At 73.5% G+C, this 14,332-nt stretch carries 12 protein-coding genes; 3 read left to right on the forward strand and 9 right to left on the reverse strand.

Translation table 11 applies throughout. The features are described from left to right. Nucleotides 1–81: 81 nt before the first annotated feature. Complete coding sequence (locus tag ACFVVA_RS10660) at nucleotides 82–600, reverse strand: hypothetical protein (RefSeq protein WP_387687927.1); 519 nt, start codon at nucleotides 598–600, stop codon at nucleotides 82–84. Between the two features lie 357 nt (nucleotides 601–957). After that, nucleotides 958–2,541 carry a recombinase family protein gene (locus ACFVVA_RS10665; protein WP_387687929.1) on the reverse strand — a complete coding sequence of 528 codons (1,584 nt, stop codon included), beginning with the start codon at nucleotides 2,539–2,541 and terminating at the stop codon, nucleotides 958–960. Nucleotides 2,542–2,585: 44 nt separating this feature from the next. On the opposite strand from ACFVVA_RS10665, the gene ACFVVA_RS10670 reads away from it, so the two are divergent. Beyond that, nucleotides 2,586–3,287: a Tat pathway signal sequence domain protein gene (locus ACFVVA_RS10670; protein ID WP_387687931.1), complete on the forward strand. Its 702-nt coding sequence runs from the start codon at nucleotides 2,586–2,588 to the stop codon at nucleotides 3,285–3,287. An 87-nt stretch (nucleotides 3,288–3,374) separates the two neighbouring features. Here ACFVVA_RS10670 and ACFVVA_RS10675 read toward each other — a convergent pair whose 3' ends face one another. The 7 genes from ACFVVA_RS10675 to ACFVVA_RS10705 are packed head-to-tail and all read right to left on the reverse strand — an operon-like array spanning nucleotide 3,375 to nucleotide 12,937. Further along, nucleotides 3,375–4,139 carry a methyltransferase domain-containing protein gene (locus ACFVVA_RS10675; RefSeq protein ID WP_387687933.1) on the reverse strand — a complete coding sequence of 255 codons (765 nt, stop codon included), beginning with the start codon at nucleotides 4,137–4,139 and terminating at the stop codon, nucleotides 3,375–3,377. Between the two features lie 3 nt (nucleotides 4,140–4,142). Next, nucleotides 4,143–4,928 carry an SDR family oxidoreductase gene (locus ACFVVA_RS10680; RefSeq protein WP_387687935.1) on the reverse strand — a complete coding sequence of 262 codons (786 nt, stop codon included), beginning with the start codon at nucleotides 4,926–4,928 and terminating at the stop codon, nucleotides 4,143–4,145. Continuing rightward, a complete protein-coding gene (locus ACFVVA_RS10685; RefSeq protein WP_387687937.1) occupies nucleotides 4,925–5,788 on the reverse strand; it encodes a TauD/TfdA family dioxygenase in 864 nt (287 codons plus the stop codon). The genes ACFVVA_RS10680 and ACFVVA_RS10685 overlap by 4 nt, the downstream gene beginning before the upstream one ends. 12 nt (nucleotides 5,789–5,800) lie before the next feature. Further along, nucleotides 5,801–7,075, reverse strand: coding sequence for an aspartate aminotransferase family protein (locus ACFVVA_RS10690; protein ID WP_387687939.1), 1,275 nt, complete (start codon nucleotides 7,073–7,075; stop codon nucleotides 5,801–5,803). Between the two features lie 11 nt (nucleotides 7,076–7,086). After that, a complete protein-coding gene (locus tag ACFVVA_RS10695) occupies nucleotides 7,087–11,532 on the reverse strand; it encodes an AMP-binding protein (protein ID WP_387687941.1) in 4,446 nt (1,481 codons plus the stop codon). Next, complete coding sequence (locus ACFVVA_RS10700) at nucleotides 11,529–12,098, reverse strand: DUF6309 family protein (RefSeq protein ID WP_387687943.1); 570 nt, start codon at nucleotides 12,096–12,098, stop codon at nucleotides 11,529–11,531. Before ACFVVA_RS10700 ends, ACFVVA_RS10695 begins: the two co-directional genes overlap by 4 nt. An 11-nt stretch (nucleotides 12,099–12,109) precedes the next feature. Next, nucleotides 12,110–12,937: a phytanoyl-CoA dioxygenase family protein gene (locus tag ACFVVA_RS10705; protein ID WP_380540512.1), complete on the reverse strand. Its 828-nt coding sequence runs from the start codon at nucleotides 12,935–12,937 to the stop codon at nucleotides 12,110–12,112. Nucleotides 12,938–13,311: 374 nt separating this feature from the next. On the opposite strand from ACFVVA_RS10705, the gene ACFVVA_RS10710 reads away from it, so the two are divergent. Both ACFVVA_RS10710 and ACFVVA_RS10715 read left to right on the forward strand, forming a co-directional pair. Beyond that, nucleotides 13,312–13,974: a TetR family transcriptional regulator gene (locus ACFVVA_RS10710; RefSeq protein ID WP_387687946.1), complete on the forward strand. Its 663-nt coding sequence runs from the start codon at nucleotides 13,312–13,314 to the stop codon at nucleotides 13,972–13,974. A gap of 127 nt (nucleotides 13,975–14,101) precedes the next feature. Beyond that, nucleotides 14,102–14,296: a DUF1918 domain-containing protein gene (locus tag ACFVVA_RS10715; RefSeq protein ID WP_359898515.1), complete on the forward strand. Its 195-nt coding sequence runs from the start codon at nucleotides 14,102–14,104 to the stop codon at nucleotides 14,294–14,296. Nucleotides 14,297–14,332 lie beyond the last annotated feature (36 nt).

A 14,332-nucleotide genomic window follows, 5' to 3' on the forward strand; every position in this document is an offset into this window, starting at 1 on the left:
CGCATAACGGACGAGACCACACCAGCCTGGCGAGGGACATACTAGGTCATAAAGGGCAATCCCTTCAGATCAAACGCCCCCTCAGACGGAAATGAGGAATCGCGAAATAGGGTTCAGCAAACGCATTTTCGGCCGCCGAATGATGACTTCAACGCCCTCCGCTGTAGTGAACACCGAGCGATCTATGCTCAGGCAAGCCTTCGCTGGCCAGTCGCTCGCACTCAGCGATGCCCGCGCCGCCTCGATATCCTCGATCAACGCCCAGGATGACGACACAAGGTCGAAGCATCCGATCCCCAACGCCTCGACCAGGCGGAACCGGACGGTAATTTCCGGCTTCGGCCCCTGTCCGCCCCTGGATGCCGCACGACGCTGCCCCCAGGTAGGTGGGCAGCCACAAGCAGATCCTGACACCTGTACCGGTTCCAGGAACCGGGATCCGTCGCAAACATGTGCGCCCTCGTGGCCCCTCAGCATCATCCTGATATTCAGCGACTGCGGCCCTTCAAGTTTGATCAAAATTCGGTCCCGGTGGGTATTCAGCTCAACCCTGGACGGCTCCGTGCTCACTTCACCATCGATCAAGCGCGCCAGGGCCAATGCCTTTCCCTGTGACGACATGGAGACTTGCCAACCATGGTCGGAGACGGCACGGTCGCCCGCTGGTCCAGTCACATGGAACCTCCCCACGACAGGACTCGATTCCCAGCTACCACTGACCCCCTTACCAGCGACAGAAGGAGCATCAGACGACGCAACGATGAACAACGAGACCTCCGAGAATCCGTGAGGCAGGACTCCCGTATCGTCCGAAGAAACAACAGCTTGGCGAGGCCGAACTTCTCTGGTAAATCGCCCCGGTCCGCCTGACGGAGTTGGGGCCGGGCAGCAAGATCGTCGCCTGTCCGCCCGGCCCCGAGTCAGCTCGTCACAGGCCGATGGCCCGACCTGGCAGCCTCACACTTCTGCCGAAGCTTCCTCCTGGAAAGCCCAGGGATCCGGCTCGTCCAGCCAGTGGATCTCAACCCGGGACATGCCGTCGAACGGGATTCCTCGGCGCCCCTTCGAGACGACTACTCGCCGCACCAGGAGGCGAATCAGCTCACGCCTGAGCTCATGGCCAGCCCTGCCCCACGCTTCACGGATGGAACCGTCCTCCAACAACCAACTGACGTCAAGGCGCTTCGGCATCGCCTCGGCCACCTTCTGCTTGGCAGCCACCAAAGCGGCCCTGGCCTCGGCCTGGAGCTTGGGCAGATGAGTGTCGAACGGCGGCTCGAAGAATCCGTCCGCCTGCTGCTTGGCCAGCCGCTGGACGGCAGCCTCCGCTGCAGCGAGCGCGGCGACGGCGTCGGCAAGTTGCTCCGCTGTCTCCGGGTGCTGATAGCCGGTCCACCGCTCGGCCGCTACGATCAAGAGCGGGTCGTCGATCTCGGCACCGTTCAACCGGGAGAACCAAGCCTCCACGACCCAGGGCTCCAGAACCTTTCGGTTCACGGAGACGGGTGCGGAACAGCTTTGTCCCGCCCTGTGCCGTATGCACCGATGGCTCTGTCCGTCGGCCGATGCCGATCCGCGGCAACCGGAGCACCTGGCGAGATCCGTCAGCAGGTGTCGCTTGCGGTTGCTTCCCACCGACCGGACGGGAAGGCGGGTTCCACCGGTGAGCATCTGCCGGGCGCGCACAGCCAGTTCGTGTGGAACCGGCGTCCCCTCCTCGGCCCACACACGCACCCGGTCACCGTTCTCGTTCCGGTAGGGAATCGGCTGGAGAGGCCTCTCGGGATGCCTCATGGTCTGCCAGCCCTCGTACACCGGGTTGTGCACGATGTACGAGATGGTGGAAACCCCCCATACCGCCCCCCGGGGTGACAGGATCGGGCTCGGACCGGAGTTGAGCGCCTTGCAGAGAGTACGAGCGCTGATGCCGTCGGCCAAGCTGCGGAAGATGTGGAGCACAACGGGCCACAGGTCTCCGTTGGTGAGCTTCCGGTCATTCGTGGCCTCCGTTCCGTACGGCGGCTGGCTCGACCACTGGCCGTTCTTCAGCTGGTTCCTCTTCGTGGTGCGGATGTTGTAGCTGAGCCGTTCCGAGTACTCGCGAGCCTGCTCCGCGCGGTCGGTGATCCAGCGGCGGTCGTTGGGGTCGGAACTGTCGAGTCGCTCCCAGTGGAAGATGACCCGGGCCTTGCCCAGCACCGGACCGATGTCGTCGATGCCCTTGCGCGTGAAGCGGTCCAGCGCGAAGCACCAGAGAGCCGGGACCTGATCGTCGAGTACTGCGGCGAGTGCGTTGTCGAAGCCCGGACGAGCGACGTCCGACCAGGCGGACAGGTTGTCGATCCACACCTTCCGGACTCGGTAGTGGTTCGCCGCGGCCCACTCCCTGCCCTCGGCTTCCTGGGTCCTGATCGAGGTGATGTCCCGCTTCTCCCCCTCACGGACGACCTTGGACTTGCGGAGGTACAGATCGATCTCCGGCCAGTCGGCCGGGTCCATTGACGGGTGCCTGGTCGGGGATTCGTGGTGGTACGCGGGCATGGATGGGATCCTCCGGGAGGACCGCGATTCGGTGCGGCCGAGAAATGCCAGTACGTTCGACGGGCTTCAGCCGTCACCTCGCCGTCACCGCCGCCGCCGTCTGCGCGGCCGGCGCACTGGCCGCCGCCCCCGCCTCCGCGTCGCCGCAGCCCCTCGCCGCCGGTCCGGTGCTCACCACCGGGAGCGCGGGCGGTATCGCCGTCGCCGTGGGCGACGCGCTCGCCGCGCCGCTCGCCACCGGCACCAAGGCCACCTTCTACTCGACCGCGACCAGCACCACCGGCGTCACCTGCGCCACGTCGCAGCTCTCGGCCTCGGTGCTGGGCAACCCGGCGGCGCCGGGCAGCGCGACCGCCTCGCTGACCGGGCTGACCTTCGGCTCGTGCACCGCCAACGTCACCGGGGTCACCTCGGTGCGCAGCCTGACGGTCGGCAACCTGCCGTACGGCGTCACCGTCTCCGACGCGCCCGGACTGCCGGTCACCCTCACCGGCGGGTCCGCCGGGACGATCCAGGCCACCGCCGTCCTGGACACCTGGTTCGGCACCATCACCTGTTCCTACCAGCTGAGCGGCGCCTTCACCGGCAACGCCGACAACGCCGCGCACAGCCTGGCGTTCCGCACCGAGCACTTCGCCAAGAGCGGCGGCTCGACGCTCTGCCCGGCCGACGGCTACTTCTCCGCGACGTACGGCCCGGTCGCCGACACCAGCCAGGCGGGCGGCCCGGCGGTCTTCGTCAACTGACCGCCCCGCGGGACCACCGGGGTGGGCGCGGCAACGCCGCCGCGCCCACCCCGGTTCCCGTCGTCCGGCCCGCGACCGGCCGGCCGCTCAGGCCCCCGGCTCCCGGTGCCGCCACCGCACCGGGTCCACGGCCTCCGCCGCGCCCGGTGCGCCCGAAGCGCCCGGTGCGGTCCGGGCCGACGGCCGGTGGGCGGCGGTGGAGAGCACCAGCAACTCGTTCCCCCCGGGCCGGTACTCGTAGGACACCTGCTCCACCCGGCTCGGGACGCCGAGTTCGGCCAGTTCCCCGCGCAGCCGGTCCAGCCCCTGGTAGCGGACTCCCGTGTCGTACACCACGAGCGGGAAGATCCGGACCTCCCGGCGCGCCACCCGGGCGAGTTCCAGCAGGGCCGCCCGGTGGAAGTCCTCGTCCAGCCGGTTGCCGTAGGAGAACAGCAGGTGCGAGCTGAGCACGAGGTCGAAGGAGTCGTCGGCGAAGGGGAGTTCGGGCAGCGAGCCGGCCACGTAGCGCTCGGGTCGGGCTGCGATGTCGGCGCGGAAGGTACGGGCGTTGGCGGTCCACTGGCCGATCATGTCGTCCGCGTCGGCGTACCAGGACCGGTCCCAGCCCTCGGTCTCCTTCACCAGCAGCTCGCGTTTGAACGCCGTCTCCCGCTCCACCAGCAGGCCCAGCTCCTCGCGGTGCTCGGCGTACTGGAGGTCGACGGCGACGGCGTCGACACCGCGCCGCCCGGCCTCGGCGACGAAGCTCGCCGCGCCGGCCGGGCAGTCCAGGATGCGCTGCTCCAGGTCCCGGTCCCCCAGCGCGAACATCGCCCGGTACTCCGCGAAGGAGCGTGCACTGACCAGCACGGCTCAACCCCGCCCAACGAACGGCATGGTGGTCGGCAGCACCACCAGGGACTGGATGGTGGTGTCCGGCGGCTGCGAGGCCATCAGCACCAGCGCCTCGGTGAAGCGGTCCACCGGGATGGTCGCCTCGACGGCCATGGTCCGGTCGGCCTGCATCGCGGCCGGCTGCGGACCGCCGTCCACCGGGGTGACGTTGCCGACGTCGATCTGCCCGCAGGAGATGCCGTACGGCCGGCCGTCCAGGGCGAGCACCTTGGTGAGGCCGAGGACGGCGTGCTTGGCGGCGGTGTACGCGATCGAGTTGGGGCGCGGCACGTAGGCCGAGGGCGCGCCGTTGTTGATGATCCGTCCGCCCTGCGGGGACTGGGTGCTCATCACCCGGAAGGCCTCGCGGGCGCAGAGGAATCCGCCGGTGACGATGGTGTCCAGCACCCGGTTCCAGTCCTCGAACGGGGTCTCGGCGATCGGCCGGCGCGGGGCGGCGGCGCCCGCGTTGTTGAACAGCAGGTCCAGTCGGCCGTACCGGTCGAGGACGGTGTCGAAGAGCCGGGCGACCTCCTCGGGGCTGCGGATGTCGGTCGGGACGGGCAGCACCCGGTCGGCGGCCGGGCCGGCCAGGGCCGCGGTCCCCTCCAGCGCGTCCTTGCGGCGCCCGGCGACGACCACGGTCCAGCCGGCCGCCAGCAGCGCCAGCGCCGAGGCCCGGCCCAGGCCGCTGCCCCCGCCGGTGACGATCGCCACCCGTCCGTGCGGTGCGGTCACCGCACCGGGATCTCCTCCACTGCTCACGGCGCCCACTCCTCCCCCTCGTTCACCCAGACCCGCAGCATCCGCCGGGAGTACGGCCCGGGCTCGTCGACGAACGGCGAACGCCCGTGCAGCACCCGGCTGTTGCGGATGATCAGCAGGTCCCCGGCGGCCATCGGCAGCCCGAAGGCGATCTCCGGCCGGTAGAGCACCTCGTCCAGCACGCCAAGCGCCTCCCACTGATGGTCCGTCAGTTCCGGCCCGCCGCGGTCGGGCGAGGAACGGACGGTGCGGGTCTGGTAGTAGCAGCCGACCGTCCCGTCCTTGCGGTCGTACAGGATGGGGGTGACCACCACCTGCGGGCCGGCCCGGCCGCTGCGCTCGAAGGTCCACTCCTCGCGGAGCGTGGCCAGCGCGTCGGGCCGCTCCCGCTGGATCAGGTCGTGCACGTGCCGGGCGCTCGCCAGCTTGGTCAGCCCGCCGCCGTCGAAGGCGGGCCGCAGGCACAGCAGGACCAGCAGGTCGCAGGTGTCGCAGTGGAAGCCGAGTTCGGTGTTGCCGTCACCGTCCTGGTCGTGCAGCACCGAGGTGAGGTCGCCGCGCCCGTTCTGCGGGACGATCCGGCCGAAGTCCCGCAGCAGGAAGGAGAGCACCTCGGTGACCTCCTGCTCCGGGTGGGCCGGGTCCACCAGGCCGCTCACATGGGTGATGCCGACCGAGTCGGCGGCGTTCCGGACGAACTCCCGCAGCCTGGCCCGCACCTCCCCGGCCGCGTCCCACCGCCCGGCCCGCGCGTCGGCCCAGAGCAGCCGCCGCTCCTGCTCCCCGAGCGGGAGCGACCAGAGCTCCCGCCGGGCGTCCAACTCCAGGCTGCTCCAGCCGATTTCGGTCACCGCATCCATGTCCTCTCCTCCCTACCGGTCGCCGGCCGCAACGGCCTTCGCCCACAACTCCAGGCCCTCGTCGATCTGTTCGGCCGTGACGACCAGCGCGGGGATCATCCGGACCACGTTGAGGTGGATCCCGCACAGCAACAGCAGCAGCCCGTGCTCGGCCGCGGCCTGCTGGGCGCGCCGGGCCGCCTCCGGGTCCGGCGTGCCGTCGGGACGGCAGAACTCGCTGGCGGCCATCAGCCCGAGCCCGCGGACGTCGGCGATCCCGGGCGTCCCGGCGGCCACCGCCCGCAGCCCGGCCAGCAGCCGGACGCCCTGCTCGGCCGCGTTCTCGACCAGCCGCTCCTCGCGCAGCACGTCCAGGGTCGCCAGCGCGGCGGCGCAGGCCACCGGGTTGCCGCCGTAGGTGCCGCCCTGCGAGCCCGGCCAGGCGCGCCCCATCAGCTCGGTGGGCGCGGCGATCGCGGACAGCGGGAAGCCGCTGGCCAGCCCCTTGGCGGTGATCAGGACGTCGGGACGGACGCCGGCCCCGCCCGGGTGGGCGCTCTCGTGCTCGTGGGCCCAGAACCGGCCGGTACGGCCGAAGCCGGTCTGCACCTCGTCCACCACCAGCAGGAAGCCGTGCCGGTCGGCCCGCTCGCGCAGCCCGGCCAGGAAGCCGGGCGGGGCCGGGACGTAGCCGCCCTCGCCGAGCACCGGCTCGACGAACACGGCGGCCGTCTCGGCGGGCGCGGAGACGGTGGCGAGCACCTCGTCCAGTCCGCGCAGGGCGTGCGCGACGGCCTCGTCCTCGGACAGGCCCAGCCGGAACGCGGCCGGGAAGGGCGCCACCGCGACCCCGGGCATCAGCGGGCCGATACCGGCCCGGAACCGGGTGCCGGCCGTGGTCAGCGAGGCCGCGCCCATGGTCCGGCCGTGGAAGGAGCCCTCGAAGACGATCACGTTCTGCCGTCCGGTGGCGTGCCGGGCGAGCCGCAGCGCGGCCTCCACCGCCTCGGTGCCGGCGGTGGCGTAGAACAGCGAGTCCAGGCCGGGCGGCAGCACCTCGCCGAGCCGCTCGGTGAGCGTGAGGAGCTGGTCGTGCAGCACGGTGGTGTACTGCCCGTGGATCAGCCGGCCGGCCTGCTCCCGGACGGCCTCGACCACCTTCGGGTGACAGTGGCCGGTGCTGGTCACCCCCACTCCGGAGGTGAAGTCGAGGTAGCTGCGGCCGGCGGCGTCGTAGAGGTGGAGTCCTTCGCCGCGTACGGCGACGACCGGGGTGGCCTGCTTGAGCGCCGGGGAGAGCTGAGACACGGGGCCTGCCTTCACGGGTTGGTCCTGCCTTCACGGATGTCGTCACGACGTCGGTCGCGACGTTCGTCACGGATGTCGTCACGGGTGTCGTCACGGATGTCTTCACGGGTGGGTGGGATCGGGCCGGCGCCCGGCAGGTAGCCGGCCTCGGCGGCCCAGGTGAGCGCGGCCGACCACCACTGCGGGGTCGGCGCGGCGAAGCGCACACCCAGCCGGTCGAGCACCGCGGTGGTGTACGCGCTGTCCACCAGCACCCGGCGCTCCTCCTGCGCCGCCCACGCGGCGGCCACCCGGGCGGCCGTCGGGTGGCGGCGCTCGGCCCGGGCCAGGGCGGCCGCGAAGCCCTCCTCGTCGGTGAGCCGCACGGAGTGGCCGTGCCCGGCCAGCCACCGCACCAGCTCGTCGTGCGGGACGGCGTGCGGCGTCTCCACGTGGTACGCGCCGGGCGCGGTGTACGGGTCGAGGGCGATCGCGGCGATCCCGGCGGCCACCGTGTCCACGTACGAGAACGCGAACGCGGTGTCCGGCCGGCTCGGCGCGGCGCCGGCCAGCAGGTAGCCGCGGATCAGCTGGTAGATCCGGTTGTCGCCGGCGTTGGCCTGGAACGCGCCGGTCCGGCTGTGCGCCGCGATGTGGCCGCTGCGGTGCAGGTGGGCGGTGTGCCCGCGGGCGGCCCAGGCCCGGACGGCCTGCTCGGCCCGGTACTTGGTCCGCTCGTACGGGGTGCGGAAGTACTGGCCGATCTCCAGGTCCGCCTCGCTGAAGCGGCGCGGCGGGCCGTCGACGCCGCCGGAGACGGCGAGCGTGGAGACGTGGTGGAGCCGGGCGTCCGGCGCGTTCTCCCCGACCCAGTCGAGCAGCCGCCGCACCGCCGTGTGGTTGGTGCGCTCCAGCTCGTCGGGCGAGGCCACCAGCCGGACGTCCGCCGCCGCGTGCACCACCAGGTGGGCGCCCCGGGCGAGTTCCAGCCCGGCCGGGGAGAGGCCGAGGCCGTCCCGGTCGATGTCCCCGGCGAGCGCGCGGACGGGGCCGGCCGCCCCGGCACCGAGCCGCTTCAGCGCCTCGGCGTCGTCCGCGGCCCGCACCAGGCAGGTGACCTCGGCGCCGCGGCGGAGGAAGGCCTCCAGCAGGTGCCGCCCGAGGTAGCCGGTGGCGCCGGTGAGCAGTAACCGGGCGGGTTCGCGCACCCTCGCCCGGGCCGCCGGGGCGACGCCGGGGTGCAGCAGCTGGCCGGAGGTGGACAGCGGCGCCCGGACGACCGGTGCGGCCTCCGGGGCCCGCGCCTCGGCCGCCACCACCCGGGCGAACCGCCCGGTGATCCGCTCGGCGGCGGAGTGCGGCAGGCCGGGCCGCCCGTACACCAGGTCGGCGACCAGCCGCTGCTCCACCACCCGTGCGGTGAGGCGCAGTTCGTACAGCGGGTCGCCCCCGGTACAGCGGGCCGTCCCGGCCTGTTCGGCGGCGACCGTCCAGTCCAGCGCGGGTTCCTCGGGCAGCCGGAAGGTGCCGAGGAAGTTGAAGCCGACGGCGGGCCGCCCGCCGGGCGCGTCCATCGGCCGGACGGGTGCCTCGCGCAGCCACCGCGCCACGGCGTCCGGGGTGGCCCCGGCGTCCAGCGCGACGTACTTGACGGCGGTGAACCAGCCGACGGTGTCCAGGAATTCGCCCTCGTCGCCGACCGCGTCCCGGCCGTGGGTCTCGACCTCCACCGCGAGCCGGGGGCGGCCGCTGTCGCCGGTGACGGCCCCGGCGAAGGCGGCCAGCAGCACGGCCTCCAGCCCGGACCCGGCGCCGTGCCGGGCGATCAGCCGGGCGGTGGCCGCCGGGTCGAGCACCCAGCTGAGCGCGCCGGGCTCCCCGGCCTCTGCGACGGCAGGTTCTCCGACGGCGCCCGCCCCGACGGCGGGCTCCCCGACCGCGGGCTCCTCGGCCTCCCCGGCGGCCGGCTCGACAGCGGGCGACGCGGCCGCCGCCCAGGCGTAGAAGTCCGCCGTCGGCGGCAGATCGGCGGGCTTCCGGTCGAGCACCGCCCGGTACGCGTGCGCCAGGTCGTCCAGCAGGATCCGCCAGGACAACCCGTCGACCACCAGGTGGTGCGCGATCAGCGCGAGCCGGTCGTCGGTGCCGGGCGGACCGGTGAACAGGTGGGCGCGCAGCAGCCGGCCGGCCGCCGGGTCGAGGCTGCGGTGGAGTTCGGTGCAGACCCCGGCGACCGTGTCGGCGATCTCCCCGGCCGCGCGCGGGATCCGGGAACAGGAGACCGGGTCGAGGCCGGCCACCTCCCGGAGCTCGCCGCAGCCGTCGGGGGTGACCGGGCGGCGCAGCGCCGGGTGCCGCTCCAGGACGGCCGCGACGGCCGCCGAGAGCGCCTCCGGGTCGACGGCGGTGCGGCAGCGCAGCAGCACGGACTGGTTCCAGTGCCGCGGCTCCCGCAGCGACCGCTGCCGGTACAACCAGCGCTGCGCCGGGGCGAGTCGGTAGCCGCCGGCGTCACCGCGCGGGGCGGGGACGGACGGCGCGGCCGGGACCGCGGCCGCTGCCAGGCCCTCGGCCGTCGGGTGCCGGTAGAAGTCCTCGTAGGCGACCCGCAGGCCGGAGCGCCGCAGGAAGGCGATGGTGCGCATGGCGAGGATGGAGTCCCCGCCGAGGGCGAGCACGTCGGCGCGCGGACCGACCGCGGGCAGGCCGAGGGCGCCCGCCCAGAACCGGGCGATCTCCCCGGCCGGGCCGCTCCCGGCGGTGCCGCTGGACTCCGCCCGGGCCTCGACCAGTTCGGCCGCCAGCTCGGCCAGCCGCTGCCGGTCGAGCTTGCCGTTCGGCCCGACCGGGAACTGCGGCAGTACCAGGATCGGCTGCGGCACGGAGTAGCCGGGCAGCCGGTCCCGCAGGTGCGCGCGCAGGTCCTCCAGCGTCTCCTCCAGCGTCTCCTCCACCGCCGACCCTGCTGCCCCCGTCGGCCCCTCCGAGCCGCCGGCGCCTCCCAACAGCCGGACGACGCCGATCAGTTGATTGCCGAGTGCGGTCTCCCGCAGCAGCGCCGCCGAGCGGGCGACGCCGGGGTGGCCGTCCATCGCCCGCTCGACCTCGGCGAGATCCACCCGGTAGCCGCGGACCTTCACCTGGCGGTCCACCCGGCCCAGGAAGACCAGGTCGCCGTCCGCCCGCCGGCGGCACAGGTCCCCGGTGCGGTACACGAGTCGGCCGTCGTACCGGACGAAGCCGCGCGCGGTCTCGGCCGGCCGGCCGTAGTAGCCGGCGGTCACGCCCCGGCCCCCGATGAGCAGTTCGCCGACCGTGCCGTCCGGTACCGCCCGGCCGGCGCCGTCCACCACGGTCAGCAGCACCTCGCCGATCCCGGTGCCGATCGGTACGGTCGGCTCCTCGGCGGGCAGTTGGCCGGCGGAGGTGACGAGCAGGCAGGTGGCGCCGACGGTGGTCTCGGTCGGGCCGTAGTGGTTGGCCAGCCGCGCGGTGGTGCCCCGGTCGAGCAGGGCGGCGGCCAGCGGACGGGGCAGCGGCTCGCCGCCGAGCAGCACGGTGTGCAGCGGCGGGGAGTCGGCCGGACGGCCCTCCAGCAGGGCGGTCAGGTGCGAGGGGGTGGTCTTCAGCACGTCCACCCGGGCCCGGCGCAGCGAGGCCCAGAACGCCTCCGGGTCGCGCACCTCGCGGTCCGGCACGAGGTGCACCGAGCCGCCGGTGGCCAGGGCGAGCAGCCAGGCGGTGTGGCCGAGGTCGGCGGCCAGGGTGGTGACGTGCGCGGCGCACGGGGCGTCGGCCTCGGTGAGGCCGAGCCGCCCGGCCAGCTCCTGGGCGTAGTGCACGGCGTTGGCGTGGGTGACGGCCACCGCCTTGGGCTCGCCGCTCGACCCGGAGGTGAAGGAGAGGTAGGCGAGGTCCTCGCCCCGTACCTCGACGGTCGCCGACCGCGGCCCCGGCAGCGCCTCGACGGCCGGCGCGACCCCGACGCCGGTGCCCGGCGTCTGCCCGGTCCCGGTGCCGGGCGCCTCGGCGTGCTCGGCGCCCGGCGTCCGCCCGGCCCCGACGTCCACCACCTCCCCGCCGAGCCCGCCCTCGGTGGCCAGTACCCGGGCCACCCGCACGGACGCCAGCCGCCGGGCCAGGTCGGCCGCCGACCAGTCCGGATCGGCCAGCACGGCCGCCGCGCCCGAGCGCAGCACCCCGTACAGCAGCACCAGCATCCGGGCGTCCCGGGGCCCGACCAGGGCGACCCGGTCGCCCCGGCCGGTGCCGGCGGCGGCCAGCCGGGCGGCGATCCGGCCGGCCGCGGCGTCGACCGTGCGGTAGTCGAAGCTGCGGACCCCGTCGCCCAGGGCGGGCCGGTCGGGGTGGGCCCGGGCGAGGTGCGCGAGAAGTTCGGGCAGCGAGCGGGCCCCGCGGACGGGGTCGGCCGCGTGGCCGCGGGACGCGGAGCGGAGGTGCTGCGTCGCGGGGGTCACGCCGACTCGCCCCCCGTCCGGCCCGCCCGGGCCGGCCCGGCGACCACCCCCGGGTCGCCCACCAGGTATCCGTCGAGCAGCGCCCGCTCGGGCAGCCGTCCGGCCAACTCCCAAGCCAGCATGCGGTGCAGCCCGTCGAGGTGGATCAGCCCGGACCGGACCGCGAGGTCCCCGTAGTCGGAGTGGTCGACGGGCGCGGTGCTGAGGAAGACGGGCGTGAACGGTGCCCACCGCAGCAGCCGCAGCTTGGCCGCGCAGACCGGGTTGGCGACGGCCCAGGCGGCTCCGCCGGCGCGGACCCGCTCGGCCGCCTCGGCCACCGTCAGCCCGGAGCGCGGCACCGTTTCGACCTCCCCGCCCTCGCTGACGTGCCAGGGCAGCACGACGCCCAGGACGTCCGCCCGGGAGAGCCGGATCCGCCACCAGCCGCCGGGGATGCGGTCGGCACGTTCGAGGTTCTCCTCGCCGTACATGTTGCTGTTCGCCTCGTGGGCCCGCTCCACCGGATGGTCCCGCAGGTAGGCGTCGTGGACCTCGGGGAAGGCGACGGCGGTGACGATCTCCACGGCAGTGCTCCTCAGACGGTTCCGGTGTACTCGGTGCGGGCGTGTTCGCCGGCGGTGTACTCGGTGAAGTGCCGCTCGGCGAACAGCTCGGGCCACTGGCCGTCGGCCAGGTCCAGTTCGCGGGCCCGGGCGAGCATCTGCCGCCAGTAGGGCTTCACCGGGCGCCAGCGCGCCCCGACCTGGCAGTAGGAGGCGTCGACGAAGTACCGGGGGTGGCCCGGCCCTTCGGGCGCCGGTCTGCGGGTGTGGAACAGCGCCGAGTTGAGCAGCACCGTGGAGCCGGGCGGCAGCCGGTCGAGGACCACCTCGCCGGGCAGTTCCGCGGTGCCGTGGTGGGCGAAGGCGGACTTGCCGACGGTGCGCAGGTGCGAGCCGGGCAGCACGGCCAGGCTGCCGACCCGCTCGTCCAGTCCGCCGAGGTAGTGCAGCGCGTGGACCATCAGCAGCGACGGGTCGGAGCGGTCGTTGGGCTCGCAGTCGTGGTGCCAGGCCTTGCCCGGGATCCCCGGGTCCTGGCGGTCGCTGTGCAGGTGGTGGAAGACGAAGTCCGGCCCGAGCAGGCGGGTCAGGGTGCGCAGCAGCGGTGGGTGGGTGAGGAGTTCGCCGTGGGCGGGCAGTTCCAGTTCCAGCAGCGGGGGCGGTCCGTGGCGTAAGGGGTCGGCGCACGCGGCGATCGACCGGGCCCGCAGGCCCTCGTCCACCCACCGGTCGACCTCGGGGGCGAGGCGTTCGCGCAGCGCTTCCGGCAGCAGGCCGGGCAGGACCAGGTATCCGGACTCCAGGAACTGGCGGCGGTGCTCGGTGTCGAGGGCCTCACGCCCTCCGGAGTGCAACGTCACCGAACCGATCCCCTCCTTCCGTCGGGCGGGCACACACAGGGTCGTGACGCCACGGGACGTGGCGCGGGCAGTGGAGGCACACGTGTCGTCCAGACCTCGGGTGGCGGCGGTGCGTCCGTCACAGGCGTCTCGGCCGCCACAGCTGAATCGCGATCACCACGAAGAGGCATGCGTTGATCACGCAAAGTAGTCCGCCCCAGGAGTATGAACCTGTCATCGCGTCCACGACAAGGCCTATACCAGCTCGTGGACACCTTCCCGCCACCGTGCCGTTCAGCTCCGGCCACCAGTCGGCTCCCGTCCCACGGGGAACTCCGGGCCGTTCGCGCCCCGGTGATTCGCCGCCGTCACGGCGGATGCGGCACAGTGAGGTCATGAGCGACAGGAGTCACCCCGCCCCCGGACCGGTCAGGCGCCGCCCGGTCCAGCAGCGCAGCCTGGAGCGGTACGGCCGCATCCTGGACGCCTGCGCCGGGCTGCTGGACGAGGTCGGGGCGACCGCGCTCACCACCAAGGAGGTCGCCCAGCGCGCCCAGGTGCCGATCGGCACCCTCTACCAGTTCTTCGCCGGCAAGGAGGACCTGCTGGCCGCGCTCGCCACCCGCAACCTCGACCACTACCTCCAGCGCCTGGACGCCCGGCTGGCCGCCGCCGCGCCGGTCGGCCCCGCCCTCTTCACCGACCTGGCCGTGGAGGAGTTCGTGGCGATGAAGCGCGCGGTGCCGGGCTTCGGCCAGCTGGACTTCGGCCTGGCGGGCCCGGCCGTCCCCACCGGCGTCCAGGACGACCTGCACCTGCTGGACGCGAGCGTGGACAACAACACCGCCGTCGCGCTGCGGCTCCAGGCGCTCGGCGGCGAACTGTTCCGGACGGGCGACCCGTCGGCCACCACGCTGACCCTGCGGGTGGCCCTGGAGGCCGCCGACGCGGTGCTCAAGCTGGCCTTCCGGGAGGCGCCCGACGGCGATCCGGCGCTGATCGCCGAATGCAAGCGGTTGGTCCGCGGCTACCTCGCGCAACAGTCCTCCGCCCGCTGACGCCGGACCCCGCGCCCCTCGCGCACCCCGTCCGCCCGAGGCGTTGCGCGCCCGCCGCACCCGCAGCACAGTGGATAGCGGGAACGGCCGTGGAGGCGGCCGGGCACACGACCCGAGGGAGCAGACCATGCAGGCAGCGGTAGGTGACCAGCTCCACATCCACAGCAGGTCGGTGGGCATGGTGGACCAGAAGGGCGAGATCGTCGAGGTGCGCGGCACCGACGGACAGCCGCCGTACATGGTCCGGTTCGAGGACGGCCACGAGGGTCTGATCTACCCGGGCCCCGACTGCAACATCGAGCGTCGCGAGGCGAACCTCTGACCGACACCCCCGTCACCCCGCCCCGCGCGAGGTGGT

The organism is Kitasatospora sp. NPDC058048, assembly GCF_042885555.1.
GTDB lineage: Bacteria > Actinomycetota > Actinomycetes > Streptomycetales > Streptomycetaceae > Kitasatospora > Kitasatospora lactacystinica.

Coding starts and splice junctions, on each gene's coding strand:
- ACFVVA_RS10665 (WP_387687929.1), bottom strand. CDS start 2,541: ATGCCCGCGTACCACCACGAATCCCCGACCAGGCACCCGTCAATGGAC.
- ACFVVA_RS10670 (WP_387687931.1), top strand. CDS start 2,586: ATGCCAGTACGTTCGACGGGCTTCAGCCGTCACCTCGCCGTCACCGCC.
- ACFVVA_RS10685 (WP_387687937.1), bottom strand. CDS start 5,788: ATGGATGCGGTGACCGAAATCGGCTGGAGCAGCCTGGAGTTGGACGCC.
- ACFVVA_RS10710 (WP_387687946.1), top strand. CDS start 13,312: ATGAGCGACAGGAGTCACCCCGCCCCCGGACCGGTCAGGCGCCGCCCG.
- ACFVVA_RS10715 (WP_359898515.1), top strand. CDS start 14,102: ATGCAGGCAGCGGTAGGTGACCAGCTCCACATCCACAGCAGGTCGGTG.